Raw genomic sequence first — 25,107 nt, 5'->3', positions numbered from 1 at the left:
TACCCGCTATGTCCGACAGACCTCCTTCAACGTCTCCACGATAGACCTCCGGTTTCCTAATTCCGTCTTGAAATCCAAGTCTAGCTCGCTAAGCGGTGAGCCAGGTTGAACAAACCCCCAAAGCTTCGCCGCCGCCCCAACATAGTCACTATATTTAGATGGCAAAAATGGGTTCACCTCAAAGCAGTCTCGTGTATCCGAGTCAACGACCAACAGGATGTCAAATCCAGAAAGCGTCCGCAGGAAAGGAATATATTGCTGATAGGGATGAACGTAGATGGAAGCATTTCTACCTACCTCATTCAATTTCTTCTGGGCTGTCACGGGATCGGGAACAAAACAATGAAACTCAAATAGTTTACTATCCGCAGTATCGAGCTCATTTAAGGCGTCGACCAAGAGTCCCACCCCTCTGTTGGGATAGAAACTCCCAAAATAACCTATCCTGATTCTTCTGTCACCCCCGTCGACGGCGGCCTTAGGGATTGACGGCCTTCGATAGAAAGTCGCGGGAAGCGTTGACTGAGGTAGTATTGTCGATTTAGCCTCAATGAGCTCTACCCAGCCACCTGGATATGAGGACATTATGATCCGCTTCTGATTTTCGTTCGTAAATATTAATTCGTCTGCCAGAAGTACGGTTGCGGCTTCAATAAGATCAAATACCGATTCGATGGTTATCCTAGGCAGACCCGATCTAAGAATCTTCGAAAGAATCTCCTCAACTACAGCGCCACTCTCAATGACCCCAGAGCGATGCTTACCAGTAACGTCAAATCTAAGCGGATCGGAAAACTCAGCGGTCCAGCGAATGCTGTCACCGGTATTCAATTTAATTAAGGCGCCCGCTAGATGAGAACCCGCCCAAAGAGCTCTAGAATATAGTTTTTCATATTTCCGTCCAGCGAACTGGTTTTTAATGAAAGCCGCTTTCGCTTTCTCACCAAAATCCAATAAGGCGCCCCAGTCCGAGAAATAGTTGGGCGAATCCAGCTCAGTAACCTTACATACAAAGGGGGCCGACACAGCCTTTAAGGTCCAGTCAGTTCTCCTTACCGTTGACATATCATTACAAATTACGTCTACGGGTTCCCTCCAATCATGTATACGCTTGGCGACAACCGAGGATGAGGGGTCAGAAAAAGGCGGGAAACAGAAGCTTATAACTAGACTGTTTGAACCAGCCCCGCGATTCAGTTCCTCCCATATCCACCCCGGCAATGGATACTCACCCCCAACTTCACGGACTCTCTTCAACGATGATGGGTGACTTGCCAAATAACGCTTGACAAAACCCAGCTGAGAACGTATTAATGACTTTTGCGCATCAACCAGTTTGGGGGTTGAATCTATATCAACAAGTTCCTTCAAAACCTCGAACCGTTGAATGACGTTAAAATCAAAGCTCTCACCGACTCGGGAAAGACTACCGTCGCGCACATGTCGGAAATAATAAGACTGGTCCGTAGATTCAACAAACCATATTTCCGGAGAAGACGGCAACATAACCCTTGCGTTAAAGACGACGTCTTCGCCAGAGCGCAGACTTTCCACATATCGGTTGCTACCAACAAGGCCTCGTGGGATTAGTTTCGCAGCATTATACCCCATCACCCAAGGCACTTCCTCTAAAGTCTTAACTGATCCCAAGCAAACCGCTAGGCGATCTGCCAGTGTAGAATTAAGCTCATTCCCTAATGAGTCTAAGTCTTTCATTTGGGCACAGACCACCCTGTTTGCCCCAGCTTTCGACAACAAGGTCTCAAGATATTTCGGCCCAATAGTGTCGTCGTCGTCAAGAAAGGTCAAATATTCGCCTTGGGACGCTAGGATACCAAAGTTTCTTGCATATCCAGCACCTTTCCCAGAAAGCTTAAGGATCTTTGCCCTCAACTTTCCCTTGCACTGGCACTCACTTCTCAAGTATTCATAGGAACCGTCTTCAGGGCCGTTCACCACAAAGATAGCTTCGAAGCTCTCAGTACCTATCGTCTGTTTTTCGAGACACTCAACGATTTCACCTAAGCGGGCGCGCCCCTTGTAAGTAGGAATAACGATTGAAATTTTCACTTTGAACCCCTCCATACACTTTCAATACGCCTCAGGAGCACAATTGCATAGCTAGCGGCCTTCGCTGGTATCCATTTCCTAAAAAAGGGATAGAGGCGCCTAAGCAGTTCACTCAACCTGTTACGTGAGGCTCGCGTTCGCTTTCTTGGCCGGCTATCTTCAGAAAAAATCTTGGTATCGCCTTGCAATTCCTGTAGAAAAGCCGTTGCTTCCGGATTTTCCCCCCGAGGACCATGCTGTTGGGGGGTGTCTTCTCCACAAACGGGCATTTCTTGGTCTACAAAGCATATTCGCTCTGACACTGACGCGACTAAAGATTCAAACTCCAAACTAGGAGCCGCCTTACCACCATAAGATTCATTGGACACAATGATATGCGCACGATTCTCGAGGTTTAGTTCCATCACCTCTAAGAATGCAGAGGTCTCTCTTCTGACCCTTTCACTTTCAACAAGTACTGTCCTATAAGGGGCTCCCTGTTTTTTCAGTTCCTCGAGCAATTCGCTGAGTGTCGAGAAAACGCAGATATCTCTAACCCAAGTAAGCTCTATGTTGCTCTCCCCTGTCTCAAACACACCTACCAGGTCTGTACTGGAAAGCTCATCGTAGAAGTCACTTTTCTGAATCACTATTCCTCCCTCGGCTGGCATTCCGCAATAATCCTAGAAACTGCTCTAGCGTTTGATTGACAACTATCTCCCGCTCGCGTTCGACCCATTCGCTTGCCGTTGCAGAGCCGGTAAAAGCGTCACCCTGCTGCACAGCCTCAGCCCAAGCCGTAGCCAATTGGTGAGGTTCGCCAGGCGGCACCACGATCCCAGCAGAATGCTCTTGGACGATCTGCGCCGTCTCCCCTTTTGCAACGACCGACAAGTGCATTCCTTTCTCCATCAACTCATAGGTTTTACTTGGGATCGCCAACTCCAATACAGGCCAGTTGGCTAAATGCACTAGGGAGGTATCTGCCCACTTATAGTGGTCCACCAAGCTGCCCGAAGGAATTGAATGCAGGAATTCAACGGGCAAATCAAACTCTTCACTTTGTCGTTTTAATGCGCCCCATGCCGCTCCATCACCGATGACTCGCAAGCATGCTTGCACCCCGTATTCTTCTTTAAGAATTTTTATCGCTTTGAGAGCGTCAGATAGTCCTTGAGCCCTACCGACAGTTCCGGCGTACAAAACGTTTAGTCGCCCGTCACTCCTACTATAGGGTTCGACGGTTTGAGAGAAACTTGGAGGGAAAACGTTTCGTATGACGAAGATCGGACAATCGATTGCCTTTGCCTCTGCTAGAAACTTTGCATGTTGCTCCGAAGTTACAATCAACGCAAGTGCTTGTGAATAGACCATATTTAGAAATCGGGTCACACCCGATGCCAACAGTCTGAGAGGCATGCCGCCCAAAACTTTTTCCCTAAAAGATGTTTCCCCAACCTCAAAATTCCAAGACTTGGATTCATCAAGCAATTCGGGCCATGCATCCCTCAGGTCGATCACATACGGCTTCCCTGAAAGCTTTGCCACCACCCAAGTTGAAACTGCTGTTGGCAAAGCTGGAACGGTTCCAATAATAAAATCTGGCCGTCTGTTTTTCCCGTAAATCTTCTGAGAGAATACGGTTCCCACAGTTGAGATAGCAATGACTAGCTGATTAAATGCCCGCCCTGTCAACGAGCTACTCGCTGGTATAAAACCAGTCCGGTAAACGCGCTCAAGAGACGGCCCTAGCTCGACAGCTTGGGGCCTCAGAAGCTGAATCTGTTTACGGACCCATTGTCTTTTGGTTAGCTTACGCAATTCACGAGGTGGCGGAGCAATAGCAGTTACCTCCACCCCACGCTCTCGCAACTGAGCTGCAAGCCAGCTCCAACGCCTTTGGGGCACTCCGTTCTCAGGACTCCAGTATTGCGAAAGCACAAGTATTCGCATCACTTACTCCCCTTTCAATTTCGGCACTTCCCAAGCACTTAAAAGGTCCCGACAAGCATAGAATCAGTTTAATAGACGGAACACTAGCACAATAAGTATTCAATACCCTGCAGAGTAGGAAGCCTAGTTATTTAGGCCTCATTGGAGAAGAAATAGCCTCAATTACCTGCTGATTTGCCCCCAAGCTTCGCAAGCATATATAGTTAGACCTCGTTGCAGAGAGAGCGCATCTCAGCTCAGCTCAGCTCACAACACATTCCTCCATAGCTCAGTTGGCAGAGCATTCGACTGTTAATCGAAGGGTCACTGGTTCGAGCCCAGTTGGAGGAGCAGACAGGAACCGCCTGATTTCAGGCGGTTCTTTTTCTCGTTTTGTATCGCGTTGGTTCATAAAGCTTTGGGCTTGGACTTCCCTACTGCTCGTCGAACACAGTGGGCTTTAGTGCCTCGAGGATATCGTTGTGGTCGCCGGTCTTGTTTGCGCGCTTTATGTAGTGCCGACCGGTGATCGCAGGGCTTGTATGCCCTAGATGTCTGGCTGCTTCCTCAGCCCCCTTTTCGCGGGCGATTACGGTTGCGACAGTGGAGCGGAAAGACTTCAGCTTGATGTGCTTAAAGCGCGCGCCACGCGCCTGCCGGAACCTATTGCCGAGGTTGTGCATGCTGTGCATCGTTCCGGCCCTACTGGGAAAAACATAAGGCACATTCGGATCGCGGCGGGCAAATCGCTCACGCAACATCTCCGCAAACCATTCAGGGATGACAATTTCGCGAAAGCCGGCCGCGGTCTTCGGCTCCGGCTGCCGAACTAACTTTCCGTCTTGGTATACGGCACAGCCACTGACAATCATCGTCGCCGGCTTGCTATCCAAGTCCACTTCTTCCCACAGCAGCGCGGGAAGTTCTCCCGGACGAATTCCGGTTGCCATGTAGCAGCACACCATCCCTGAAAGGTCGGTACGCTTTCCTTGACTTTCCCAAGCAAGGATCTGCGCAAGGAGCTCATTAAACTCCTCCGGTGTAACCTCAACCGGTTCAGCGCGCGGCAATTGCGGCAGCTGAGCAGTCCGCGCGGGGTTCTGTGTCCATAGCTCAAGCCCTTGCCGCTCAGCTATCGAGAAGGCATGTAAGAGCAGAATTCGCAGATGCCGCGCTGAAGCAAGCGAGCTGTCCGCCACTCGTGACAGCCAAGAATGGACTACGCGCGCCTCACAATCTTCCAGGCGGAGATTCCCCAGCGCTGGAATGCCACGCTCGCCTACGAGAAACCGCCGTGCACGCTGATACATGTTCACGGTTTGAATTCGATTTCCTTGCCCGATTTCCCCAGTGCGCAATGCTTGCAGAGCAATGTCAACCAGTTCCAACACCGTCATCCGCGCAGTGACGGCAAAGCGCTGCTCGTTGAACACCAATGCCCAACCACGCTCTTCCAACAGACGTTGCACTTCTTCCCTGCTGGCGCCAACCTCACTAAGTTCAACGATGGCACCACTGAAGTCCTTCGTCCGCCCTATGGCCTTCCACCCCGTATCAGTGCGTACTACGTTGTCAATCACAACGCCGCCTACCTTGGGCTCACTATTTTCCTCCATGCTCTATTGGACTGATCAAAAGTGCGATTAGTTCCAATCCCAAATGAAGACTTAAATTTGGCCTACCCACTGAGAAATACAAAACCGCCGCATTGGAACACAATGGGTGTTCCAATGCGGCGGTTAGTTTATGTCAGAGTGAACTGCAGGCTGTTTACTTTTCCAGCTCTTCCTCCGGAGCTACGACCTCTTCAAAACGCGGTACCTCATCCGGCACCAACTCAGTGCTAAAGTCTGGCAAACGCTTTCCTACTTCTAGAAGCTCCGCAATTGCTGCAACCGAGCGCTGAGCGCCCTTGCCATCGCCGTATGGGTTAACGGCATTAGCCATTGCAGAATAAGCAGCATTGTCATCAAGCAGAAGCTTTGCCTCTGCCACGATAAGCTCACGGTTGGTTCCCACCAGCTTCACGGTGCCGGCGACGACGGCCTCAGGGCGCTCGGTGTTTTGGCGCATGACCAAAACCGGTTTGCCCAAGGAAGGTGCTTCCTCCTGGACTCCGCCAGAGTCGGTCAGGATAATGGCCGCACGGTTCTGGAGCTTGGTGAACTGATCGTACGGAAGAGGATCAGTAATGATGACGTTCTCCAGCGCCTCGACCTCCGGAAGAACTGCTTCGCGGACCTTAGGGTTCAGGTGCAGCGGCAGCGCAAAAATAGTATCCGGATATGTCTTTGCTAGATCCTGTACAGCACCACCGATCTCCTTCATCGCGTCAAGGTTCTCGCGGCGGTGTGTGGTTACAACAACGAAACGCTTGTCCGAGTTAGCGGCCTCAGCAAGAGTTGGATCCGAGAATTCGATGTCCCAAGTTGCTGCTTCAAGGAGAGCATCAATAACCGTATTACCGGTTACAACGATGTCCTTAGAACGAACGTCCTCGCGGCGCAGGTTCTCCATTGCACCTTCAGTCGGCGCAAGGTGCAGGGCTGCAACCTGACCGATGATCTTACGGTTTGCTTCCTCCGGGAACGGGGACAAGATGTTGCCGGTACGCAGTCCTGCCTCCAGGTGAACGATCTGCACACCGCGGTGGAAGCCCGCAAGAGCCGCTGCCATGGCCGTTGATGTATCACCCTGGGAAATGATGACGTCCGGCTCCTCAGCAACGATGATCTCATCGAGGCCGGCAATTGCACGGGAAACAATCTCATTGAGGGTCTGTCCCGGCTTCATCAATCCCAGATCATGCTTGGGGGTAATTCCAAACATGGTGTTTACCTGCTCCAGCATTTCCTTGTGCTGGCCAGTAGAGACTGCAACGGACTCGAAGCGATCATCAGCCTCTAGAGCTTTGATGACCGGTGCGACCTTGATTGCTTCAGGTCGAGTACCGTACACAGTCATAATTTTCGGCTTAGCCATTGTGCTCCTTGGAAGCGTTTTAGGTGTCATACCAACATTTGCTGTCTCGCCAATGATTGCACGTTTCTGTCTCTTCGCGCGCGGGTATGACCAATACTGGGGTGGGTTCCCAATGAAATCGGGTTACTCGGTGACTTGCACCGATCCATCCGCATTGACAGTTACCGTCGCAGCCATGGCCTTTGCCAGATTTAGGCGCTGCCAGGAGCCTGCTTCGCCCTGCCAGTCGAGGGGGTGGCCGGCTGGGTTTGCGGTTTGGCGAAGCACCTCGGCGCGCTGCTCCCAAGTGAGCTCGGGATGGGTTGATTCGAGCAGGACCGGCGCGGCCTTCGGGACAATCATTGGAGCATCGGTGGCATAAGCTGGCTTAAAGTCGTAGTCCAGCATCGGAGCATAACGCTCAACCGCCTGCTCGTCGGTAGCGTAATTCTTACCCGCATCAGCCTGCTGGGCTACGAGCTCGGAGATGTCCTTGCCAGTGCGCCACTTCATCTCTGCACGGATTTCGGCCGCTGCTTGGTCAAGCGCATCGTGCATACGTGGATCGTTGAGACGGTCGGCTGCTGCGGCCTGTCCCGTCATACGGCCGCCGATAACGTCGAGCGGATAATGCACGCCCATGACCACGCGGTGGTTGCCGGCTTCCGCGCCGCGCAGCACGAGCTGCGGTGCAACCTCCGGGAGCATGTGGGCCATCAACGTGGTGATCCAAGTTGCCTGGTTTGTATGGCCAGACGGAAAGGCTGGCGTGGTGCCGTAATAGTCCTTCTTACCGTCGTTGTACTTGTGAATAGCATCGGGTGCTACCTGGAAAGGACGTCGCACGTTGAAGTGGTACTTTTCCGCGAAGGTAGAGCTAGCTAGTCCACCGGCACGAGCTAGGTAGCCATTTCCCAACAGGTACTCCGTCTTTGGCAGGCGGTGCTCGGCAAGAGCATCGCGGAAAGCGGCGCCAAACTCCTCACCCAGTGCGTCAGAAACCGCAAGCATCACGCCGTCAGTGTCAGCAGCCGCATCTTGCTGAGCGCGCTTAATCAGCGCTGGATCATCGGCAGCAGCGTTGTTGATGGCGATGGCCTTTTCGAGGTTCTCATCCATAATTGGCTGCTGGGTCTTCACATGGTCAAACATGCGGACTACTTCCCAGTAGACGCCGTATTGGTAGGAAGAGACATCGGAAGGAAAGCCAACCAAGTAGTCGGTGGTGAATGGAGTTGGGGTTGGTGCGCCGTCATGCTGGACTGCTGGGGCACCACTGCTCGAACCGGTAACAGCCCCCGTAAGCGCTGGCATCGAAGACGATAGCTGTGCACTAGCCGGCGCAGGGTTCACATGTGCGCCTGCACCCGCTACACCCACTGCCAGAATTGCGGCCGCTACAGAACGGCGGGAAGCAGCAACTATCGAATAACGATGACGAACCATATTTACTTTCTCCATTGAATTAGCAACAAGAACGCACAGAACGCTAGCTGCATAAGGTGGCGAGAAAGTTAAATTTTTCCGGCTAAAAGATGATCTTTTCTGGTGGCGCGATGGATTTAGCTGAGATGGGTTTAGCTTCGAACGTTGCTTACTTCATCTTCGTTCGAATCCGAGCTGACAGGAACAACACCGATGGCGGCCGTGGTCAGGGCGGCCATGGCTATTGCGGCTGATGCCGCTTGCGAGAGACAAGATCGAGCGGTCACGTCTTTAAACTATCGTGCTTTACCCGAGTTGGGAAGCGGTCACAATAAATTTCATCAATGAGGATACCCACCACTACACCACCGATACAGGTAGGCTGGGTGAGGTTATTAGCGTTAAATCACTACCTGAAGGGTGAGATACTCCAACCATGATCCAATTCGTAGTAGGCGCCGCCGCAGGTTATGTCTTTGGTACCAAGGCCGGCCGCAAGCGTTATCACCAGATCAAGGGCGCATACGAAAAAGCGATCAACTCCCCCGTCACCAAGAACGCAGTAAACGCCACCCGCAAGGCAGTGGCAAACAAGCTCGATCCAGAACCCCGCATGAAAGAGGTAAAGGATCTAAGCCGCGGCCGCCGCATCAAAGGAAACCAGCTAGACGGCCAAGACCGTATCTACGAGCCTGACGAAGACTAGCTAGGCTGCGGCCCACGGAATGCCCTGTCGTTAAGCTCGCGGCGGGCTTGCTCAAGGGCGACGAGATCGGCGAAAAGCGAGTTATAGGCTTGCTCGTCGTCGGAGGGGCGCATGCGGCCTAGTTGGGCCTTGATTAGGGCTACTTGGTCGCCCACGCGGGCTTCCTGGAGGCGGGAAAGTACGCTGTCAGCATAGACCTCCCAAGCTTTGGGATCGGACTCATCGCCCACCTTGATGGGTTCCACGGCAAGCTCACTGACAAAGTTGCGCGCAGTGAGATCGAGCATCTCCCCTGCCACAGCGGCGATCCATTCCACGCTGGGCAGGTTGGCTCCGGCAGCAACGCCACCGACGGTAGAGATTGCCTCGCGGATGATGCGGTAAGACTCGTTCGAGTACGCATCGGCGGTAATCCCGTCAAAATAAGAACCGGCAAGGCCCGGGTACTGCAAGGCCAGCTTTAGGGCCTCCCGCTGCGGCCACAGGTGGGTCTCACGGGGGCTTGGCACGTGGAAGACCGGAGTGTTCTGTTGTGCGGGAGCGGGCGTGCCGGCTTTAATCGGGGCGTCGGCAAGCCGTGCCTTCTTGTCCTTTTTCTTAGGTCGGCGAGCCTCCTGCTGAACCTGCTGCAGGACTTCCTCCGGGTTGGGCCAACCCACCCAGCCGGCTAGGCGGCGGGCGTACTCACGCTGCAGCGGGGCATCGCGAATCTGTGCCACCACGGGCACCGCACGACGCAATGCTTGCAGACGCCCCTCAGCGGTATCGATGCGGTATTCGCTAAGCACCGACTGGATGACGAACTCGAACATCGGGATGCGGTCCGCGATGAGCTCACGCACCGCGGCGTCGCCCTTGGCCAGGCGCAAATCGCAAGGGTCCATGCCATCAGGGGCCACCGAAACGAAAGACTGCCCAGTAAAGGACTGCTCCCCCTGGAAAGCGCGCATGGCGGCTTTCTGTCCAGCCTCATCACCGTCGAAGGTATAGATGAGCTCGCCATTGAAGTAGGAATCATCCAGCATCAACCTGCGCAGGACCTGCAGGTGATCGCCGCCGAACGCGGTGCCACAGCTGGCCACGGCGGTCTTCACGCCCGCGGCATACATCGCCATGACGTCGGTGTAGCCCTCCACCACCACCGCTTGGTGTGCTTCCGCGATGTTGCGCTTGGCCAAATCCAAGCCAAAGAGCACCTTGGACTTGTGATAGAGCATGGTCTCAGGCGTGTTCATGTACTTGCCCAGGTTGTCATCATCAAAAAGCTTGCGGGCACCAAAGCCAATGACGTTGCCCGAAAGGTCCTTGATGGGCCACAGCAGGCGCCGATGAAAGCGGTCAATAGGCCCGCGCTTGCCCATCTTGGAAATGCCGGCAGCCTCTAGCTCCTCAAAGGAAAAGCCCATGCGCAGAAGGTGCTTGGTGGCAGTGTCCCACCCCTCCGGGGCATAACCGCACTCGAAGTCATATATGGTCTCGCGGCCAAAGCCACGATCGAGTAGGAACTCGCGCGCCTTGGCTGCTTGCGGGGTCTCTAGCTGCTCTCGGTAGAACTGGTGGGCCGCCTTGTTCGCCGCGATAAGGCGCTGCCGAGTGCCAGGTTTTTCGTTGCGATTGCCGGTGCTGCCGCCTTGGTAATTGATGTGGTAGCCAATCTTTTGAGCCACCGCCTCGACTGCTTCGGGGAAAGAGACCTGCTCCATTTCCATCAGGAAGCTAAAAACATCGCCGCCCTTGCCCGTGGAAAAGCAGTGATAATAACCGCGTTGCGGGCGCACGTGGAAGGAAGGCGTTTTCTCTTCCTTGAAGGGCGACAGACCCTTCAAGGAGTCATAGCCAGCTGGTTTGAGCTGTACATACTCGCCCACTATTTCTTCCAAAGGCGCGCGTTCACGGATTGCTTGGATGTCGCTCTCCGGAATTCTGCCTTGTGCCATGCGCTAAAGACTACCCCGCTTGTGGGTTGCTGGCTTGCCTTGGGGTGCAGATGCAGTTGCCCAACAACTACAGATGGAAAAGCTGCTGGAAAGAACAGAAATTTACCCACCCTTGGGGTAGACAAAAAGCGGCAAAAGCCAAACCTGGAAAATGCAGAAGGTCCGAGTGTTTTCCCAGTGCTAGCTAGATTTTCATTGCAGGAAAATCCCTGCAAAGATGGGGGTATGGCCAATCCCCCCTCCTCCAAGAAGAAGCCCTTAGCCGTCCTCGGCAGCTTGCTCTTAGTCGCAGCCGCTGGCTACTTCGGAATCGACCTTGGCAGTGATTCTGGTAGCTCGCAGTCCACGAGTTCAACTGCAAGCTCCGCTTCATCATCCAACGCCGCGAATTTTTCCGGACACTACGCCTCGTGCGCGATGGATACCCTGCCCGAGGAAGCAGAAGAAACGGCCGAGGATATCTTGGCAGGCGGGCCCTACGACCATCCGAATAATGACAACAAGCGTTTTGGAAACTACGAGGGCGTACTGCCCAAAGAGTCCAAGAACTACTACCGCGAATACACCGTGGATTCGCCCGGCCTAAACCACCGCGGCGCCAAGCGCATCGTCACCGGCGGCGGCAGCGAAACCGACCCCGATGTCTGGTACTACACCGACGATCACTACGAATCCTTCTGCGAGATCCCCGATGCTGAATAATCTCTCCAAAGTTCTAATCACTCAGCCGCTTGAAAGCCGCGCAGATCTGTATTCCGCACTCGGCACCATCCGTGGCTGCAATACCTGCACTGCCCCGCACAACCTCGACGACTTGGCGGACTTCCTGCGCGAGCACAAAGTGGAAACCATCGTGTCCTCAGCATGGAAGCTGTCCACCACTGACACCGCGGCGGTTCTCGAGGTGCTCGGGGACAACGGCGTTCGTCTCTTCCGCTGATCTTCTTGCACTGGGAGCTCCAAGTTCACCTGCCCATACCAGTCAAAGCGCAGTAAGTAGTAAGACTTCCAACCAAAACTCTAACCTCACTCTTCAGTCAACAGGGGTGCCGTGTCTACGTCTCATTTCTGCAAATAAAAAGAAAATGCGATGGCCCAGAATACGCGGTTAAAATGTAGTTTTATCTGGAATCGCAGCTCGGATTTTCGAATGGACTTAGATTTGTTCGAATTCATCAACTCACAATGTCTACCCCCACATGTAGATTGCGAGATAATCAAATTAGAGGAGGTACACCATGTCATTGACCATCAGTCGAACAAACAATTCAGAATTGCAAACTCGTAGAAAAATGCTCACTCATCAGCTCGTGGATAAGTACTCTTCTATAGAGGGACAACCAATCACTCGACGCGATCTGCGAGACCTAGCCTCCATGGGATGTCTCACTCTTGAAGAGCGTGAGCTTTATGATGAGCTTCGCCGTGTCGAAATGATGCTCGACCTCGATGAGTGAATACCCACACCCGAGAATCTTCGGGGAGGACGCAGCACGAGATTTTGCGGACGAAGTACATTCAACGATCAAAGCTGCACTACCTGTTTCAGACAACGATTTAGATGCCGATTTCATACTCAATGAAAGCAACGGCATCTTCGTTTTGTCGGTATTAGCACCGCTCTACTACGGACGGAAAACAACCTCAGCAGAAAAGCGAGTCGAATCAGAACGCAGCGATCTTTATGCCCTAGTTGTGGAATACAAACTCACGCAGGATCGCGATTCGAAGTTCTTAACCGTCAGGAACAGCGCATTCGAGATTCGTGTTCACACTCAATCTGCAATTAAATTTGAATACGAACGTGAGAAAGAGCGCGCACCAGCAGCACATATCCATTTTTCTGGGATCGGCGGCTTGTTGAGCCCTGCGCTAATGAAAAACGGCAAGACAAAGAAAAATGACCCTCGCAAAGACGGAAATCTGAAGGCTCTCCACATTCCTGTCGGCGGTCATCGGTTTCGGCCTTCACTCGAAGACTTCTTGTATTTCACGATTGAAGAGTGCGGCTTTCAGAGAAATGAAGGTTGGGAGAAGGCTCTGAAACTTTCGCGCAATTCATGGTTTGATATTCAGCTACAAGCTGCCGTTCGAGATAACCCTGCAGTGGCGATGAAGGCCCTTCAAGAGCTTGGATTTAAGGTGTCTCCTCCAGAGTCAGGGTGCCCAGCGCCACGGAGACATTCCAGCTGGTAACTGTAACGATGAGCATGATAGTCAATTTGTCAGCTCCTCGTTCTACGCCGTTGGCGGTTTCTCTTCGCCTCGTCCACAATCTCTCCGTGTAAGGACAAGAAAAGTCTTCAGCTGCGGGACTTTCGCGCACTATTTAGCAACCTGAATGGTGCGCGAAACTTGACAATTCGATTTTCGGAATCGATGTCGGCATGGCGCTGCGGTCTGGCTCCCACTCCATAGAACTCATGGAAGCCAAGGAACAGATAAAAGCCAACCATACGCTCCACCCCGATTCCTGGTATCTCTCAGCGACGAGCTGGATCGCTTACAGATTCAATGACTTTCCATTGCGCTGGGTTGCTTTCCACGAACCGGGCGTTCCCATAATGTCGGAACAAAACGAGGTTTGGGGAGTCCCTCTCTTAACGCTGAATCCGTCTAAGAAGCTGCATAGAGATTGGATTATGGATTGAGGTATCGGCCACGCACTATTACCCCATAAACCCAGAAAACTCCGCGGTCTGGCGCGCTAGCCGCTCCAAACGGGACTCGGTCATCGAGGCGATCTGATCCACAATGACCCGCTGGCGCTCGGCATCCGATTCAGCGCGGTTGTACCACAGGCGGAACATCGGGTCGAGGGCGCCCGGTGCGCCGGCGGAAAGATAATCAAAAACGCGGTAGATGCGCTCTCGCTGGCGATCCTGACGCGCCAAGTGCACCGGCTCATCCATCACGTAGAGCACCGCGATGGTCTTCAAAAGCTTGACCTCATTTGCCGCGCGCGCTGGCACGGCAAGGTTGCCCTGCTGGCGCCCCAAAACCAGCTCCGGGCCATTGGCCTCGCGGGTGGCTTGCACCGTGGCACCAACGTAGCGGCCCACTAGCTCCGAAGTCATCTTTTTCAGCGTGGTATAGGCGCGCAGCGAGGAATCAAACTCGCTGACTTGCTGGATGACGGGCAGGGCACGCAGGGAATCCGCGGCGTCGAGAAGCTCGTCCGCACTGCCACCGAAAGCTTTGGCGCCTTTCTCCGCGAGGGCAGCCAGCTCCACCAAGTCCCAGAGCACGGCGAGGGAAACGCGACCAGAAACGATGCCATCCTCGACGTCGTGGACGGAGTAGGCAATGTCATCGGACCAATCCATCGCCTGTGCCTCCATCGAGGGGCGGGAGTCTTCGTGTCTTTCGCGCAGCCAGGCCAAGATGTGGGCGTCCTCGTCGTAGCAACCATACTTGCGGTTCACGCTGCCATCCGGATTGGTTTTGGTCCGCGGGTACTTGCATGCCGCGTCCAATGCGGCGCGCGTGAGGTTCAGCCCAAAAGAATTGTCCTCCGCATCGACCACCTTCGGCTCCAGGCGGGTAAGGATGCGCAGGGTCTGCGCGTTACCTTCGAAGCCGCCGCAAATATCCGCTACCTCGTTGAGTGCGTTCTCACCGTTGTGGCCATACGGCGGGTGCCCGATGTCATGGGTCAGCCCGGCCATGTCGCACAGATCTGGGTCAAGCCCCAGCCCAGAGCCGATACCGCGGGCAATCTGGCCCACCTCGAGCGAGTGCGTGAGACGCGTGCGGGGCGTATCGCCGTCGTGGGGGCCAACCACCTGCGTCTTGTCAGCGAGGCGTCGCAAAGCAGCAGAGTGCAGGACGCGGGCGCGGTCGCGGGCGAAGGCGCCACGGTGATCCGCGTCAGCCGGGCCAGACTTGCTTTTAAAAACCGAGCCCTTGGGGCTCTCGTCGAAGAGGCGGGCGGCGTCGTGCGGGGTATAGGAATAGCTCACATAGTGCAGTGTAGGCGCAACGAGCTTGTACTTTTCTGATTCTGGTAGGGGTGTCTGGCTGCCATTGCAATGCAAAAGCTCCTGCCCCAGCCTCCCTTTTACGGGAAACCTTGGGCAGGAGCTCTAACTGTGTCCGAGCTTACTTGCTGGACAAAGCGCTGGAAAGCTTGTCAGCGAAGGAGAAAGGCAGGTTAACCAGTGCCTGCAGGGTGTCTGCTACGAGGTTGAAGACGTTGTTGATGATGTCCAACATGAGTTTTCCTTTCGATATGCGCAACTTGCATTAACCACGCTAGCAAGCAGGAAGTGGTTTTGCCACCAAAATCAACTGGGAATTTCCTGCGATAGCTGGCAAAACATTCAAAAAGCCGCTGGCAAGGCGCTTTATTTCCCGGTTTTATTGCGAATTTCTTCGTGTCGAGCGCGTCGCGTCGGGCGGATGAGCGCCTCGATGCGGTGTAGACCGCTGCGCAGATGCTCAGCTCGCTCCTCCCCTAGTACCTTCCGCGCGCCGAAGACCACCAGGCCACCCAACTCGTGGGCCAAATAGCGCCACCACGGCGGCGCGAAGGTGGGCGTGGGATAGCCGGCTGCACCGACCACCCGTGCCGCAAACCCCTCGTCGCGGGCGATGAGCCAGGCACGCAAGCGATGCACCGGGTCGGTCACGATGATGACGCGCTCGAAGCCATGCCTGCGGCGGATGGCGCGCAGGGATTCCACGGTGTCGTTGCCCTCCGGCACGGGCAACACAGTGGCGTGGCCACTAAGGTACTTGGCGCCGACTTCTGCCTCGGTGAAGCGATCCCCGGGCAACTTGCCGCCGACGGTAACGATGGGCACGCCCGGTATAGCAACCGCAATGCGGCGGGCCTCGTCGAGGCGCGCCTGCAGGATGCGCGAGGGCCTGCCATCGTATTGAGCCGCACCGAGCACGATGATTGCCTGCGCTTCAGACTCCATCAGATTAAATTTCTGGGCAATCTTTTCCCGGAATTTCCGTGCTTTCCTGCAGCAGCTAACGCGTCTCATTTGCACTAGCCTAACGGTATTCTGGTGGGCATGACTTCTTCTGCGCGTATCGGTTCAGCCGCCCTAGCGGCACTCATCGTAGGGCTATCGCAGCCTACTGCTTTTGCAGCAACACCACCCCACAGCAACGCGCCGGCGGTGCTAGCGCAGGCTGCCCCCTCAAGCATTACTTCTAAGGTCACTGACAACTCTGGGGTGCTCTCCGCTGAGGAAAAAGACCAGCTGGAAGATGAAATCAAGACGCTGCAGAAGAACGAGGGCCTAGTGCTCTACGTAGTCTTTGAAAAGACTCTGTCTGGCTCCGCGGAAGACTTCGCGCAGCAATTCGTCACCTCCAAGGGCCCGAACTCCGCCATTTATGTTGTCTCCGTCGAAGACCGCAAGGTCGGCGTGCAAACGGGTGGGGCCTGGCCAAAAAGTCGGCTGAATGCCATGTATGAAGCCGCTTCAGCACGCCTGGCAGACGATGACTTCGGCGGTTCTGCTTTGGAGTTAGTCGCAGCTGCCTCGGGCCGCGGGAAGGGTTCTTCAAGTTCTAGCTCCGCTGATTCTGGTTCAGGTGCCGGCTGGCTAGCCGGCGGTGCCGGTGCCCTGGCGCTGGCCGGCGGCGGCATATGGTTGGCAGGCCGCCGCAAGACCAAGAAAGATTCCGCGGAGACGCTCAAGTCAGCGCGCGCCATCGAGCCGGGCGATACGAACTCGCTGAATAAGCTTGATACCGCAACGCTCGAATCCTTGGCGCGCGAGGAGCTGGTCTCTACCGATGAGTCCATTCGCCGCGGCAAGGAGGAGCTCGACATCGCCACCGCCGAGTTCGGCCCCGAGCGCACGCGTCCTTTTACCCGCGCGATGAACCACTCCACCTCCACCTTGCAGAAGGCCTTTGCTATGCAGCGCTGGCTTAACGACGCCGCGCCAGAATCCGAGGCCGAGCGCCGCCAGATGCTCATCGAGATCGTCTCCTCGTGTGGCCAGGCCGATGATGCCTTGGATGCCCAAGCCGCGGATTTCGCCGCCATGCGCGATCTGCTGATCAACGCCGATTCCAAACTGGACGAACTCACGCGCCGCAGCGTGGACGTGCGCGCCCGCATCCCGCAGGCCCAGCAGATTCTGGCACAACTGCAGCAAGACCACCCGGGCGCGCTGGACTCCATCGCCGATAACCCGCACATGGCAGAAATCTCCGTGGGCGAGGCGGAAAAGCAGCTCGACCGAGGCCGCGAACTCGCCGCGGCACCTGCCGGCCAGCAAGGCGGCCTGGTGGGCCTCATCCGCGAGGCCGAGCACGCCATCGAGGTGGCAGACCGCCTCCTTTCCGGCGTCGAGCACGCCGAGTCCAACCTCGCGGCCGCCAAGACAAATCTCGCCGCGCTCATCGCTGAAGTCCGCGGCGAGGCAGACGAGGCCCGCCAGTTGGAGCAGCAAGGCAAAAAGCTTGGCACTGAGGCCGATTGGCAGGCACTTGCAGACGTAGCCACCCGCGCCGAGGCGGCCGTTACGGAGGCGGAGGCCAGCCAGGCCAGCGACCCACTCGTCCACTACACCGCGCTAACCACCATCGACTCGGAGCTCGACGAGCGCCTCGACGCCGTGCGTGAGGCCACCGCCACCCGTGCCCGCCAGCTCGACCTGTACAACCAGCAGATGCACTCCGCGCAGGCCGCAATCCAGGCCGCCGAGGACGTCATCTCCACCCGCGGCCGCGTGGTGGGTGCCACCGCCCGCACCCAGCTTGCCGACGCCAAACGCCTGCACGCCCAAGCCATGCAGCTGAAAAACTCCGATCTGCGCAACGCCATCGACGCCTCCCGCCAAGCCGCTAACGCCGCACAAAATGCGGCGCGAACCGCGCAGCAGGACATCAACTCTTATCAGCGCCGCCAGCAGGTCCAGTCTGCCGGCTCCACCGCGGGAGACATCATCACCGGCATGGTCATCGGCCAGATGCTCGGCGGCGGCCACAGCCATGGTGGCTTTGGCGGTGGTTTCGGCGGCGGATTTGGCGGCGGTTTCGGCGGAAACTCCGGCGGCGGGGGCGGTGGCTTCCGCGGCGGTTCCTTCTAGATCCGCCGGCGCTTCGGGGCGTCGACAAGCGCGCAGCAATAGGTTAAAAACGCGGCGTCGACGTCCGGCACCTGCTGCGGCCGCATATCCGTAATCTCCAGCACACCCTTAAAAGTGGGGCGCGTGCGGATAATCTCGTTTCCGGAAGCGTCATAAATGCGGCGCTCCCTGCGGAAAGGATTAGGCCTATCCAGCGTGTACTCACGGCCCATGCACTTGGCCTGCATATGGCTGATTGATACGCCCTGCTGCCCCACGTGCAGAGTCTCACCCGTGGTGGCCGTGCCGCGCACCCAGAAATGGCGACTGCCGCTGTCGATGGAGTGCTCCAGCAAAATGCGCTCCTGCGCCGCAGCCAGCTGGGATTCATTGACGTTCAGCACGTCAGCGCGCACCGTGGCCCATACGGTGCCCTCTTCATCACGCAGGCAATCTTCGGCCCACGTCCAATGCCGGTGTTCTGTACTCACGAATATCGCTAAATGCCTAGAACACGAAAAGGGAAAGCAACGCCACCAAGGAGGCAAGCCCCAGCGTGGCAATAACGGGCACCGCCATGCCGCGGGTCTTGGCCTCCAGAATGAGACGGGTAAACCAGCTCAAGGCGATGATCTCGGCGTCGTTCAGTGCGGCCGCCTCGGGCTCCGCGTCGAACTCCAAGATGGCCTTGCGCACGCCGGAATTCTTTGCCGAAAACTGCGCGACCTTGTGGCCGGCGGCGTCTTCAACGATCCAGTCGCCGCCGTTTTCATTGATGAAGGAAAACGCGCGGCCAGCGGCATCCGCCTCTAGGCGCTTGGCGCGGCCCAGCGGGCCCTGCAGCGTATAGACGCGGCCATCCACGCGGGCCGTGGCGCCTTCTTTCGGGTCCGCCGCAAGCTGCCAAACCTCGCCGTCAATTTCTGCCTGATCTGCAGAAAAGACGCCGAAGGCCAGGGGCCCATCCTCCTTCAGCAGGACAGGCTTTTGGCTGTCAGTGCGGTCCCAGCTGGTGTATTGCATCGCTACTTTCTTCTTTACTTGGCCTTTAGCAGCCGATGAGGCGGGCGGCCAGGTATGCCTCGAGCTCGTCGAGCTTGACGCGCTCTTGCTCCATGGTGTCGCGCTCGCGGACGGTAACTGCGCCGTCTTCCAGGGAATCGAAATCGTAGGTCACGCAGAAAGGCGTGCCGATTTCATCCTGACGACGGTAGCGGCGGCCGATGGCACCGGAGAGGTCAAAGTCAACGTTCCAGTGTTGGCGCAGCTTGGCAGCCAGCTCGCGGGCCGGGGTGGACAGTTCTTCCTTCTTGGACAACGGCAGAACTGCAACCTTGACCGGGGAAAGGCGGCGGTCCAGGCGCAGGACCACGCGCTTATCGGTGCCGCCCTTGGCGTTTGGCACCTCTTCCTCATCATAAGCATCGACCAAGAAGGCCATCATGGAACGGCCCAGGCCGGCTGCCGGCTCGATGACGTAAGGAACCCAGCGCTCCTCGGTGGTCTGGTCGTAGTAGGACAGGTCCTCGCCGGAGCCCTTCGCGTGAACGGAAAGGTCGTAGTCGGTGCGGTTAGCAACGCCCTCGAGCTCGCCCCACTTGGAGCCGGTGAAGCCGAATGCATACTCGACGTCGACAGTGCGCTTGGAGTAGTGGGACAGCTTCTCCTTCGGGTGCTCGTACAGGCGCAGATTCTCTTCCTTGATGCCAAGGTCCACGTACCAGTTGTAGCGGTCATCAATCCAGTACTGGTGCCACTGCTCGTCCTCGCCCGGCTTGACGAAGAACTCCATCTCCATCTGCTCGAACTCGCGGGTGCGGAAGATGAAGTTGCCCGGGGTGATCTCATTACGGAAGGACTTACCAATGTTCGCGATGCCGAAAGGTGGCTTCATGCGCGCGGAAGTCATCACATTCTTGAAGTTAACGAAGATGCCCTGTGCAGTCTCCGGACGCAGGTAGTGCAGGCCCTGCTCATCATCAACCGGTCCCAGGTAGGTCTTGAGCAGACCGGAAAATGCCTTCGGCTCGGTCCAGTCACCCGGCTGGCCGGTCTCAGGATCGTTGATGTCTGCCAGGCCGTTTGCAGGCTCGTGGCCGTGCTTTTCCTCGTATGCCTCGAGCAGGTGGTCAGCACGGTAACGCTTACCGGTGTGGCGGGACTCCACCAGTGGATCGGTGAAGACCTCGACGTGGCCGGAGGAAACCCAGACCTGACGCGGCTGAATGACGGAGGTATCAACACCCACGACGTCCTCGCGGGACTGGACCATGTGGCGCCACCACTGGCGCTTGATGTTTTCCTTTAGTTCCACACCGAGGGGGCCGTAGTCCCACGCAGAGCGCGAACCGCCATAGATCTCACCTGCCTGGTAGACCAATCCGCGGCGCTTGCACAGGCTTACAACGGTATCGATGACGCTTGCCATGGTTAAAAAGACTCCTCTGTTAAGGGACAGCCGTGAACAATGTTCCTAGTCTATCCTGCCTCCTTCCACGCGTGGGCGGAGGGGTGAAAATAAATTTTGTATTTTATACAACACTGTGCAAGATGTGGGGTATCGTACTGTTTCAAGCGATTAACAGAAATTGGATTGAAGGTGATCTGCATGACGCAGCCCTCCACGGCGCTTCACACACTCGACATCGACGCCGCTACCCGCATCATTGGCGCTTTAGATTCACCCCTGCGCATCACCCTGATATTGGCCCTTAACCGCCACGATCACTACGTTCACGAGCTGGTGGCCGCCACCGGCAAATCCCAGCCGCTAATCAGCCAACACCTGCGCGTACTAAAAGATGCCGGAATCGTCGATTCCAAGCGTTCAGGCCGCGAGGTGCGCTACTCGCTGGCCTCTCCCGAGGTGCTTTCCTTGTTGGAGCAGGCTGCAGCACTGTTTAACCGTTAACTTTATTGGAAACTAATTGATAAACTAGCGGTCATGGCTCTCCATGAAAGCATCCCTAAGCTTGGGGCTCGCAACACCAAGCAGCGCACCGCTGTCGTCGAGGTTCTGCGTGAACTAGATAAGTTCGCCTCGGCAAAAGACATTCACCGGGCGTTGCAAGACCGCGAGCACAAAGTAGGCCTGACCACGGTCTACCGCACCCTGCAATCCCTCTCCGATATTGATGCAGTGGACGCGCTTCACATGCCTTCGGGCGAAACGCTCTACCGCCACTGCGAATCCGCTAACCACCACCATCACTTGGTATGCACCAAGTGCGGCCGCACCGAGGAAATCGACGGCGGCCCCATCGAGCAGTGGGCATCCAACGTGGCTGCCGAGCACGACTTTGAGCTAACCGGCCACGATGCCGAAATCTTCGGCATCTGCTCCAATTGCCGCGCGAACTAGGCAGCACCACGTAACAAATAGCTTTAGCTATTTTGTACCGCCGAAACGACGATCCCGCCGCGCGTATTCTTCTACCGCGGCGTACAAGTCCTCCGGAGTGAAATCTGGGAAGAGCTTGTCTTGGTAGATCATCTCCGCGTATGCCGACTGCCACAGCAGGAAGTTCGACGTGCGCTTCTCCCCCGACGGGCGCAGGAATAGATCCACATCCGGCATGGTGGGATCATAAAGCGCAGCGCTTAGCGACGCCTCGTTAATCGCGCTCGGCTTCAACTCACCCTTGGCCACCTGATCGGCGAGCTTGCGAACGCCGTCGACAAGCTCGGCGCGCCCACCGTAGTTCACGCACATCGCCAGCGTCATGCGCGTATTGTCCTTGGTCAGCTCCTGTGCGGTCTCGAGCTCCTTGATGACGGAGCGCCACAGGCGCGGGCGGCGGCCCACCCAGACCACACGCACGCCCTTCTCGTTAAGCCACTCGCGCTGGCGACGCAGCACATCGCGGTTAAACGCCATCAAAAAGCGCACTTCTTCGGGGCTGCGGCGCCAATTTTCCGTGGAAAAGGCATAAGCCGAAAGGTACGGGATGTTCATGGAAAGGCAGGCATCGACGACGTCGAGAAGCACTGCCTCACCACGGCGGTGCCCCTCGGTGCGCTTCATGCCACGCTCCTCGGCCCAACGGCCGTTTCCGTCCATGACCAGCGCAATGTGCTGGGGCAGAAACTCCTGAGGGATGGCAGGCGGGTTTAAAACTCGGTTCGGATCTGGCGTAATCACGCGCCTTATCTTACTGGTCCATGACCCCTAACGCGGTAACCTTGCGTTCCAAATGCCACTGCAGATGCGCGCGGATGAGTTGATGCGCCTCCCCGCGCTGCTCAAAGGTAGGGCTCGTGGGGTGTCCATGCGCAAGCAACCACATGTGATGCAACGTCTCCGGGTCCACCTCGGCGGCGCCTGGCGGGCGGCACTCGTGGCACATCGCGCCGCCAACGGCCGGGTGGAAAGCATGATGCGGGCCGGGCTTCTGGCACTGCGCGCAATCGAAAAGCCCCGGCGCCCAGCCGGCATGCGCCATTGCCTGAAGTAGGAATTGGTCCAGCGTCAGGAGCGGATCGTCGTGCTGCAGGCGCTGCAACGTGGCGACCAAGGCGTTATAAAGGTATGGGTCTTGGTCAGAATCCGCAAAAGCCAGGCGTTCGGCGGATTCAAGTGCGGCGCAGGCGGCGGTATAGCGCTCATAATCTCCGATGATGGCGGCGCCAAAAAAGTCCACGGTGTCGGCCTGCGAAATCGTGTATAGATTCCGGCCGGGATACAGCTGCACATCCAGGTTTACAAAGGGCTGGAGGCGCGAACCAAAACGCGACTTCGCCCTGCGTACGCCCTTGGCCACCGCGCGCACCAAGCCATGGCTGCGGGTAAGCAGCACGATGACGCGGTCAGCCTCGCCGAAGTCATAGCTGCGGATGACCAGGGCGCGGTCGCGAAAATTCTCCCTCGGCATACTTAGGTTTTTAAGCCTTGGGTTTTAGAAGCCGAGACGGCCCAGCATCTTCGGGTCAGACTGCCAGTTCTTGAGCACCTTTATGCGCAGGTCAAGGTAGACGTTCTGGCCCAGCAGCTGGATGATCTCTTTGCGGGCGGTGCCCACGATGCGGGTAAAGCGGCGGCCGTCCTTGCCCTCGATGATGCGCTTTTGGCCTGGGCGCTCCAGGTAAAGCACCGCGTGGATGTTCATGACGTCGGGGCGAGTCTCATCGGGCAACATCTCATCGACCTCGACGGCCACGCTGTGCGGCAGCTCGTCTTTCAAACCAGACAGTGCGGCCTCGCGGATGAGCTCAGCGATGCGCTTTTCCTGCTCTTCGTCGGTGATGTGATCATCGGGGTAGAACTTCGGGCCTTCTGGCAGGTGATCGATGATCACCTGGGTCAGCTCATCCAGTTGTACGCGCTGGGTGGCCGAAACCGGGATGACCACGGCGTCGGGGTTCTCCTCGCTAAGCAGCTGGTGCAGCGCCAAAAGCTGCGCGCCGACCTGATCCTTGCTGGCCTTATCCAGCTTGGTCACGATGCCGATGATTGGGGTCTTCGGCGCTACCTTGCGGACGTTTTCCAGAATCCAGCGGTCACCGGGGCCAATCTTTTCATCGGCTGGGATGGTCAGGCCGATGACGTCCACGTCCGCGTACGTGTCCTTGACCATCTCGTTGAGGCGCTCGCCCAGTAGGGTGCGGGGGCGGTGCAGGCCGGGCGTGTCGACGACGATGACTTGCGCATCATCGCGGTGCACCAAGCCACGAATGGGGTGGCGGGTGGTCTCGGGCTGGTTCGCGGTGATGGCGATCTTCTGCCCCACCAGCGCGTTGGTGAGAGTCGACTTGCCCGTGTTTGGGCGGCCGACAAAGGACACGAACCCCGAGCGGAACCCTTCCGGGGTATCGGTGTAGTCGGTGTAGTCGAGGACCTCCCCATCGGTGGGAAGGTTCTCAAAGGCGGCGTCAAAATCGGTACTCATTGCTAGTTATCATAGCCCAGCCGCGTCACAGTAGTACATACGCGTTTGCGGCTGCCCATTGGCCTCTTCACCGGCCTTTCTCTCTCGCAAATACCCAGCCCTGGAAATGCAGTTTTCTGGTGGAATGCGCGGCGTCGGCACGCGTGGCGAAACGCGAACAGGACCTCTGGGTTTCCAGGGCTGGGTATCTATGCCGCGCGCCGCGGACCCATCGCCAACATTCGGCGCACCGTCGCGACAAACTCCTCCGGCCGGGCGCGCAACTCCTCAGGGCTAAAGCGCAGGACCACATAACCCATGTTGAGCAGCTCCTTCTGGCGGCGGTGCTCCGCGCGAATCGCCTCCACAGGCCTGTCTTGGTATTTGACATCGCCGTCAATTTCAATGAGCAACCAGCCGTCAATTGCCAAGTCAGCGCGGTACTTGCCCACTATGTACTGCGGGCGCACGTTTATGCCCGCACGCAGCAACAACGCGCGGGCGTAGGACTCCCACGGCGACTCAGAATCAACCACGGCCGCGGCCACCACGGCGCGCGCCGTCGCCACGCCCTTGACGCGGCCCAGCGCGCCCAACGTATCCTGCAAGCGACGGCGGCCCACCTGTGCACGCACATAATCCGCGGCGACCAGCCCTTCTTCGAAGCCGTGCAGGCGGGCCATGTCAATCGCGGTACGCTCCAGCGAGGTGAGCTTAATGCCGTGGACCGTAGTGGTTTGCCCGTGCAGGCGGGCGGCTTTATAAGCGAAGAAATGCCCCTTGGATTTCTGCGGCACCGAGCCCGAGGGCAGCACTGCTGGGTATTCGGTGGGGCGACTAATGGTGGGAACGCCGTATATCAGAGCGGCGGGCTTTCCGATCAACACGGCTTTATGCACGGTCCGTGCGTGGATATACACCCGCGCTATGTCGCGTTCCCAGGGTTTGAGCCGGTTCCAGAATTGCTTCGGCAGCGCGAAGCACCAGGCCGCGCGCACGATTTTGCCGTGGTGCAGCTGCAGCCAGCGCGGGTCTTCGTTGGATAGTTGGCGAAGGTCAATAAGGTGGGCGTCGATTGTGTCAAAAAGTAATGCGTTGTCCATGCCTTACTTTTAACCGGCGGCGGGTGCTGGCGCGCGGCAAGTGCGGCCAGGATGGTCAAATTCCCAGGGCTGGGCACCCAGACCTCCTGT

The 25,107-nt window shown here is 56.8% G+C and carries 23 protein-coding genes and 1 tRNA gene; 9 read left to right on the top strand and 15 right to left on the bottom strand.

Going from position 1 to position 25,107, the window contains the following annotated elements; all coding sequences use genetic code 11:
• Window positions 1–6 precede the first annotated feature (6 nt).
• Window positions 7–2,070 carry a glycosyltransferase gene (locus tag HMPREF3155_RS08390; protein WP_070433056.1) on the bottom strand — a complete coding sequence of 688 codons (2,064 nt, stop codon included), beginning with the start codon at window positions 2,068–2,070 and terminating at the stop codon, window positions 7–9.
• A 612-nt stretch (window positions 2,071–2,682) separates the two neighbouring features.
• Entirely contained in the window at window positions 2,683–4,002 is a 1,320-nt protein-coding gene (locus HMPREF3155_RS08380) for a glycosyltransferase family 4 protein (RefSeq protein ID WP_070433054.1), read from the bottom strand.
• A gap of 257 nt (window positions 4,003–4,259) precedes the next feature.
• Between HMPREF3155_RS08380 and HMPREF3155_RS08375 the strand changes: the two genes are divergently transcribed.
• Window positions 4,260–4,332, top strand: a tRNA-Asn gene (locus HMPREF3155_RS08375).
• An 83-nt stretch (window positions 4,333–4,415) separates the two neighbouring features.
• On the opposite strand, the gene HMPREF3155_RS08370 is transcribed toward HMPREF3155_RS08375, so the two are convergent.
• The 3 genes from HMPREF3155_RS08370 to HMPREF3155_RS08360 form a co-directional block, all read right to left on the bottom strand.
• On the bottom strand, window positions 4,416–5,561 hold the full coding sequence (locus HMPREF3155_RS08370) for a tyrosine-type recombinase/integrase (RefSeq protein WP_168161760.1): 1,146 nt from the start codon (window positions 5,559–5,561) through the stop codon (window positions 4,416–4,418).
• Window positions 5,562–5,751: 190 nt separating this feature from the next.
• Complete coding sequence (wecB, locus tag HMPREF3155_RS08365; protein WP_070433052.1) at window positions 5,752–6,963, bottom strand: non-hydrolyzing UDP-N-acetylglucosamine 2-epimerase; 1,212 nt, start codon at window positions 6,961–6,963, stop codon at window positions 5,752–5,754.
• A gap of 123 nt (window positions 6,964–7,086) precedes the next feature.
• A complete protein-coding gene (locus HMPREF3155_RS08360) occupies window positions 7,087–8,388 on the bottom strand; it encodes an acid phosphatase (RefSeq protein WP_070433051.1) in 1,302 nt (433 codons plus the stop codon).
• Between the two features lie 415 nt (window positions 8,389–8,803).
• Here HMPREF3155_RS08360 and HMPREF3155_RS08355 point away from each other — a divergent pair, with 415 nt between their 5' ends.
• The gene (locus HMPREF3155_RS08355; RefSeq protein ID WP_070433050.1) at window positions 8,804–9,073 is read left to right on the top strand and encodes a hypothetical protein; all 270 of its coding nucleotides are present in this window, start codon (window positions 8,804–8,806) and stop codon (window positions 9,071–9,073) included.
• Here the strand turns inward: HMPREF3155_RS08355 and dnaG are convergent.
• Complete coding sequence (gene dnaG, locus HMPREF3155_RS08350) at window positions 9,070–11,010, bottom strand: DNA primase (RefSeq protein ID WP_070433049.1); 1,941 nt, start codon at window positions 11,008–11,010, stop codon at window positions 9,070–9,072. The genes HMPREF3155_RS08355 and dnaG overlap by 4 nt on opposite strands.
• Before the next feature lie 225 nt (window positions 11,011–11,235).
• Between dnaG and HMPREF3155_RS08345 the strand changes: the two genes are divergently transcribed.
• The 4 genes from HMPREF3155_RS08345 to HMPREF3155_RS08335 all read left to right on the top strand — a co-directional run bounded on the left by HMPREF3155_RS08345 (window position 11,236) and on the right by HMPREF3155_RS08335 (window position 13,206).
• The gene (locus HMPREF3155_RS08345; protein ID WP_061923948.1) at window positions 11,236–11,712 is read left to right on the top strand and encodes a guanyl-specific ribonuclease; all 477 of its coding nucleotides are present in this window, start codon (window positions 11,236–11,238) and stop codon (window positions 11,710–11,712) included.
• The gene (locus tag HMPREF3155_RS08340; protein WP_061923951.1) at window positions 11,702–11,950 is read left to right on the top strand and encodes a hypothetical protein; all 249 of its coding nucleotides are present in this window, start codon (window positions 11,702–11,704) and stop codon (window positions 11,948–11,950) included. The genes HMPREF3155_RS08345 and HMPREF3155_RS08340 overlap by 11 nt, the downstream gene beginning before the upstream one ends.
• A gap of 298 nt (window positions 11,951–12,248) precedes the next feature.
• Window positions 12,249–12,467, top strand: a complete 219-nt coding sequence (locus HMPREF3155_RS12880) for a hypothetical protein (RefSeq protein ID WP_070455935.1) — start codon at window positions 12,249–12,251, stop codon at window positions 12,465–12,467.
• On the top strand, window positions 12,460–13,206 hold the full coding sequence (locus HMPREF3155_RS08335; RefSeq protein WP_061923954.1) for a hypothetical protein: 747 nt from the start codon (window positions 12,460–12,462) through the stop codon (window positions 13,204–13,206). The genes HMPREF3155_RS12880 and HMPREF3155_RS08335 overlap by 8 nt, the downstream gene beginning before the upstream one ends.
• Window positions 13,207–13,679: 473 nt before the next feature.
• Here HMPREF3155_RS08335 and HMPREF3155_RS08325 read toward each other — a convergent pair whose 3' ends face one another.
• Window positions 13,680–14,972 (bottom strand): deoxyguanosinetriphosphate triphosphohydrolase, encoded by a 1,293-nt coding sequence (locus tag HMPREF3155_RS08325; protein WP_070433047.1) that lies wholly within the window; start codon window positions 14,970–14,972, stop codon window positions 13,680–13,682.
• A 384-nt stretch (window positions 14,973–15,356) separates the two neighbouring features.
• Window positions 15,357–15,935, bottom strand: a complete 579-nt coding sequence (locus HMPREF3155_RS08320; protein ID WP_070433046.1) for a YdcF family protein — start codon at window positions 15,933–15,935, stop codon at window positions 15,357–15,359.
• Between the two features lie 99 nt (window positions 15,936–16,034).
• Here HMPREF3155_RS08320 and HMPREF3155_RS08315 point away from each other — a divergent pair, with 99 nt between their 5' ends.
• Window positions 16,035–18,071, top strand: coding sequence for a TPM domain-containing protein (locus tag HMPREF3155_RS08315; RefSeq protein WP_070433045.1), 2,037 nt, complete (start codon window positions 16,035–16,037; stop codon window positions 18,069–18,071).
• Here the strand turns inward: HMPREF3155_RS08315 and HMPREF3155_RS08310 are convergent.
• From HMPREF3155_RS08310 to HMPREF3155_RS08300, 3 genes are read right to left on the bottom strand one after another with little or no spacing between them, the layout of a single operon-like run.
• Window positions 18,068–18,541 (bottom strand): hypothetical protein, encoded by a 474-nt coding sequence (locus tag HMPREF3155_RS08310; protein ID WP_070433044.1) that lies wholly within the window; start codon window positions 18,539–18,541, stop codon window positions 18,068–18,070. The genes HMPREF3155_RS08315 and HMPREF3155_RS08310 overlap by 4 nt on opposite strands.
• A gap of 16 nt (window positions 18,542–18,557) precedes the next feature.
• The gene (locus HMPREF3155_RS08305) at window positions 18,558–19,073 is read right to left on the bottom strand and encodes a hypothetical protein (RefSeq protein ID WP_070433043.1); all 516 of its coding nucleotides are present in this window, start codon (window positions 19,071–19,073) and stop codon (window positions 18,558–18,560) included.
• Between the two features lie 25 nt (window positions 19,074–19,098).
• Entirely contained in the window at window positions 19,099–20,478 is a 1,380-nt protein-coding gene (locus tag HMPREF3155_RS08300) for a glycine--tRNA ligase (protein WP_061923975.1), read from the bottom strand.
• 180 nt (window positions 20,479–20,658) lie between these two features.
• Here HMPREF3155_RS08300 and HMPREF3155_RS08295 point away from each other — a divergent pair, with 180 nt between their 5' ends.
• Window positions 20,659–20,961, top strand: coding sequence for an ArsR/SmtB family transcription factor (locus HMPREF3155_RS08295; RefSeq protein WP_061923978.1), 303 nt, complete (start codon window positions 20,659–20,661; stop codon window positions 20,959–20,961).
• A gap of 33 nt (window positions 20,962–20,994) precedes the next feature.
• Window positions 20,995–21,411: a Fur family transcriptional regulator gene (locus HMPREF3155_RS08290; protein WP_061923981.1), complete on the top strand. Its 417-nt coding sequence runs from the start codon at window positions 20,995–20,997 to the stop codon at window positions 21,409–21,411.
• A 27-nt stretch (window positions 21,412–21,438) separates the two neighbouring features.
• Here the strand turns inward: HMPREF3155_RS08290 and HMPREF3155_RS08285 are convergent, their stop codons facing one another.
• From HMPREF3155_RS08285 to HMPREF3155_RS08270, 4 genes are all read right to left on the bottom strand, one after another.
• Window positions 21,439–22,191, bottom strand: a complete 753-nt coding sequence (locus HMPREF3155_RS08285; RefSeq protein WP_082778635.1) for an isoprenyl transferase — start codon at window positions 22,189–22,191, stop codon at window positions 21,439–21,441.
• A 10-nt stretch (window positions 22,192–22,201) separates the two neighbouring features.
• Window positions 22,202–22,921, bottom strand: coding sequence for a DNA repair protein RecO (recO, locus tag HMPREF3155_RS08280; RefSeq protein ID WP_070433042.1), 720 nt, complete (start codon window positions 22,919–22,921; stop codon window positions 22,202–22,204).
• A 24-nt stretch (window positions 22,922–22,945) separates the two neighbouring features.
• Window positions 22,946–23,935, bottom strand: coding sequence for a GTPase Era (gene era, locus HMPREF3155_RS08275; protein WP_070433041.1), 990 nt, complete (start codon window positions 23,933–23,935; stop codon window positions 22,946–22,948).
• Between the two features lie 188 nt (window positions 23,936–24,123).
• Complete coding sequence (locus HMPREF3155_RS08270; RefSeq protein ID WP_070433040.1) at window positions 24,124–25,017, bottom strand: endonuclease domain-containing protein; 894 nt, start codon at window positions 25,015–25,017, stop codon at window positions 24,124–24,126.
• Between the last annotated feature and the right edge of the window lie 90 nt (window positions 25,018–25,107).

The sequence above is a fragment of the Corynebacterium sp. HMSC06D04 genome (genome assembly GCF_001807315.1).
In the GTDB taxonomy this organism is placed as follows: Bacteria; Actinomycetota; Actinomycetes; order Mycobacteriales; family Mycobacteriaceae; genus Corynebacterium; species Corynebacterium simulans.
Note: the sequence above shows the minus strand (reverse complement) of the source record. Positions and strands in the feature narration are given on the sequence as shown.

Bases quoted from the DNA above. Each gene is read 5' to 3' on its own strand.
- HMPREF3155_RS08380 (WP_070433054.1), bottom strand. From the start codon at position 4,002: ATGCGAATACTTGTGCTTTCGCAATACTGGAGTCCTGAGAACGGAGTG.
- wecB (WP_070433052.1), bottom strand. From the start codon at position 6,963: ATGGCTAAGCCGAAAATTATGACTGTGTACGGTACTCGACCTGAAGCA.
- HMPREF3155_RS08360 (WP_070433051.1), bottom strand. From the start codon at position 8,388: ATGGTTCGTCATCGTTATTCGATAGTTGCTGCTTCCCGCCGTTCTGTA.
- HMPREF3155_RS08355 (WP_070433050.1), top strand. From the start codon at position 8,804: ATGATCCAATTCGTAGTAGGCGCCGCCGCAGGTTATGTCTTTGGTACC.
- dnaG (WP_070433049.1), bottom strand. From the start codon at position 11,010: ATGGCACAAGGCAGAATTCCGGAGAGCGACATCCAAGCAATCCGTGAA.
- HMPREF3155_RS08345 (WP_061923948.1), top strand. From the start codon at position 11,236: ATGGCCAATCCCCCCTCCTCCAAGAAGAAGCCCTTAGCCGTCCTCGGC.
- HMPREF3155_RS08340 (WP_061923951.1), top strand. From the start codon at position 11,702: ATGCTGAATAATCTCTCCAAAGTTCTAATCACTCAGCCGCTTGAAAGC.
- HMPREF3155_RS12880 (WP_070455935.1), top strand. From the start codon at position 12,249: ATGTCATTGACCATCAGTCGAACAAACAATTCAGAATTGCAAACTCGT.
- HMPREF3155_RS08335 (WP_061923954.1), top strand. From the start codon at position 12,460: ATGAGTGAATACCCACACCCGAGAATCTTCGGGGAGGACGCAGCACGA.
- HMPREF3155_RS08320 (WP_070433046.1), bottom strand. From the start codon at position 15,935: ATGGAGTCTGAAGCGCAGGCAATCATCGTGCTCGGTGCGGCTCAATAC.
- HMPREF3155_RS08315 (WP_070433045.1), top strand. From the start codon at position 16,035: ATGACTTCTTCTGCGCGTATCGGTTCAGCCGCCCTAGCGGCACTCATC.
- HMPREF3155_RS08305 (WP_070433043.1), bottom strand. From the start codon at position 19,073: ATGCAATACACCAGCTGGGACCGCACTGACAGCCAAAAGCCTGTCCTG.
- HMPREF3155_RS08300 (WP_061923975.1), bottom strand. From the start codon at position 20,478: ATGGCAAGCGTCATCGATACCGTTGTAAGCCTGTGCAAGCGCCGCGGA.
- HMPREF3155_RS08295 (WP_061923978.1), top strand. From the start codon at position 20,659: ATGACGCAGCCCTCCACGGCGCTTCACACACTCGACATCGACGCCGCT.
- HMPREF3155_RS08290 (WP_061923981.1), top strand. From the start codon at position 20,995: ATGGCTCTCCATGAAAGCATCCCTAAGCTTGGGGCTCGCAACACCAAG.
- recO (WP_070433042.1), bottom strand. From the start codon at position 22,921: ATGCCGAGGGAGAATTTTCGCGACCGCGCCCTGGTCATCCGCAGCTAT.
- era (WP_070433041.1), bottom strand. From the start codon at position 23,935: ATGAGTACCGATTTTGACGCCGCCTTTGAGAACCTTCCCACCGATGGG.
- HMPREF3155_RS08270 (WP_070433040.1), bottom strand. From the start codon at position 25,017: ATGGACAACGCATTACTTTTTGACACAATCGACGCCCACCTTATTGAC.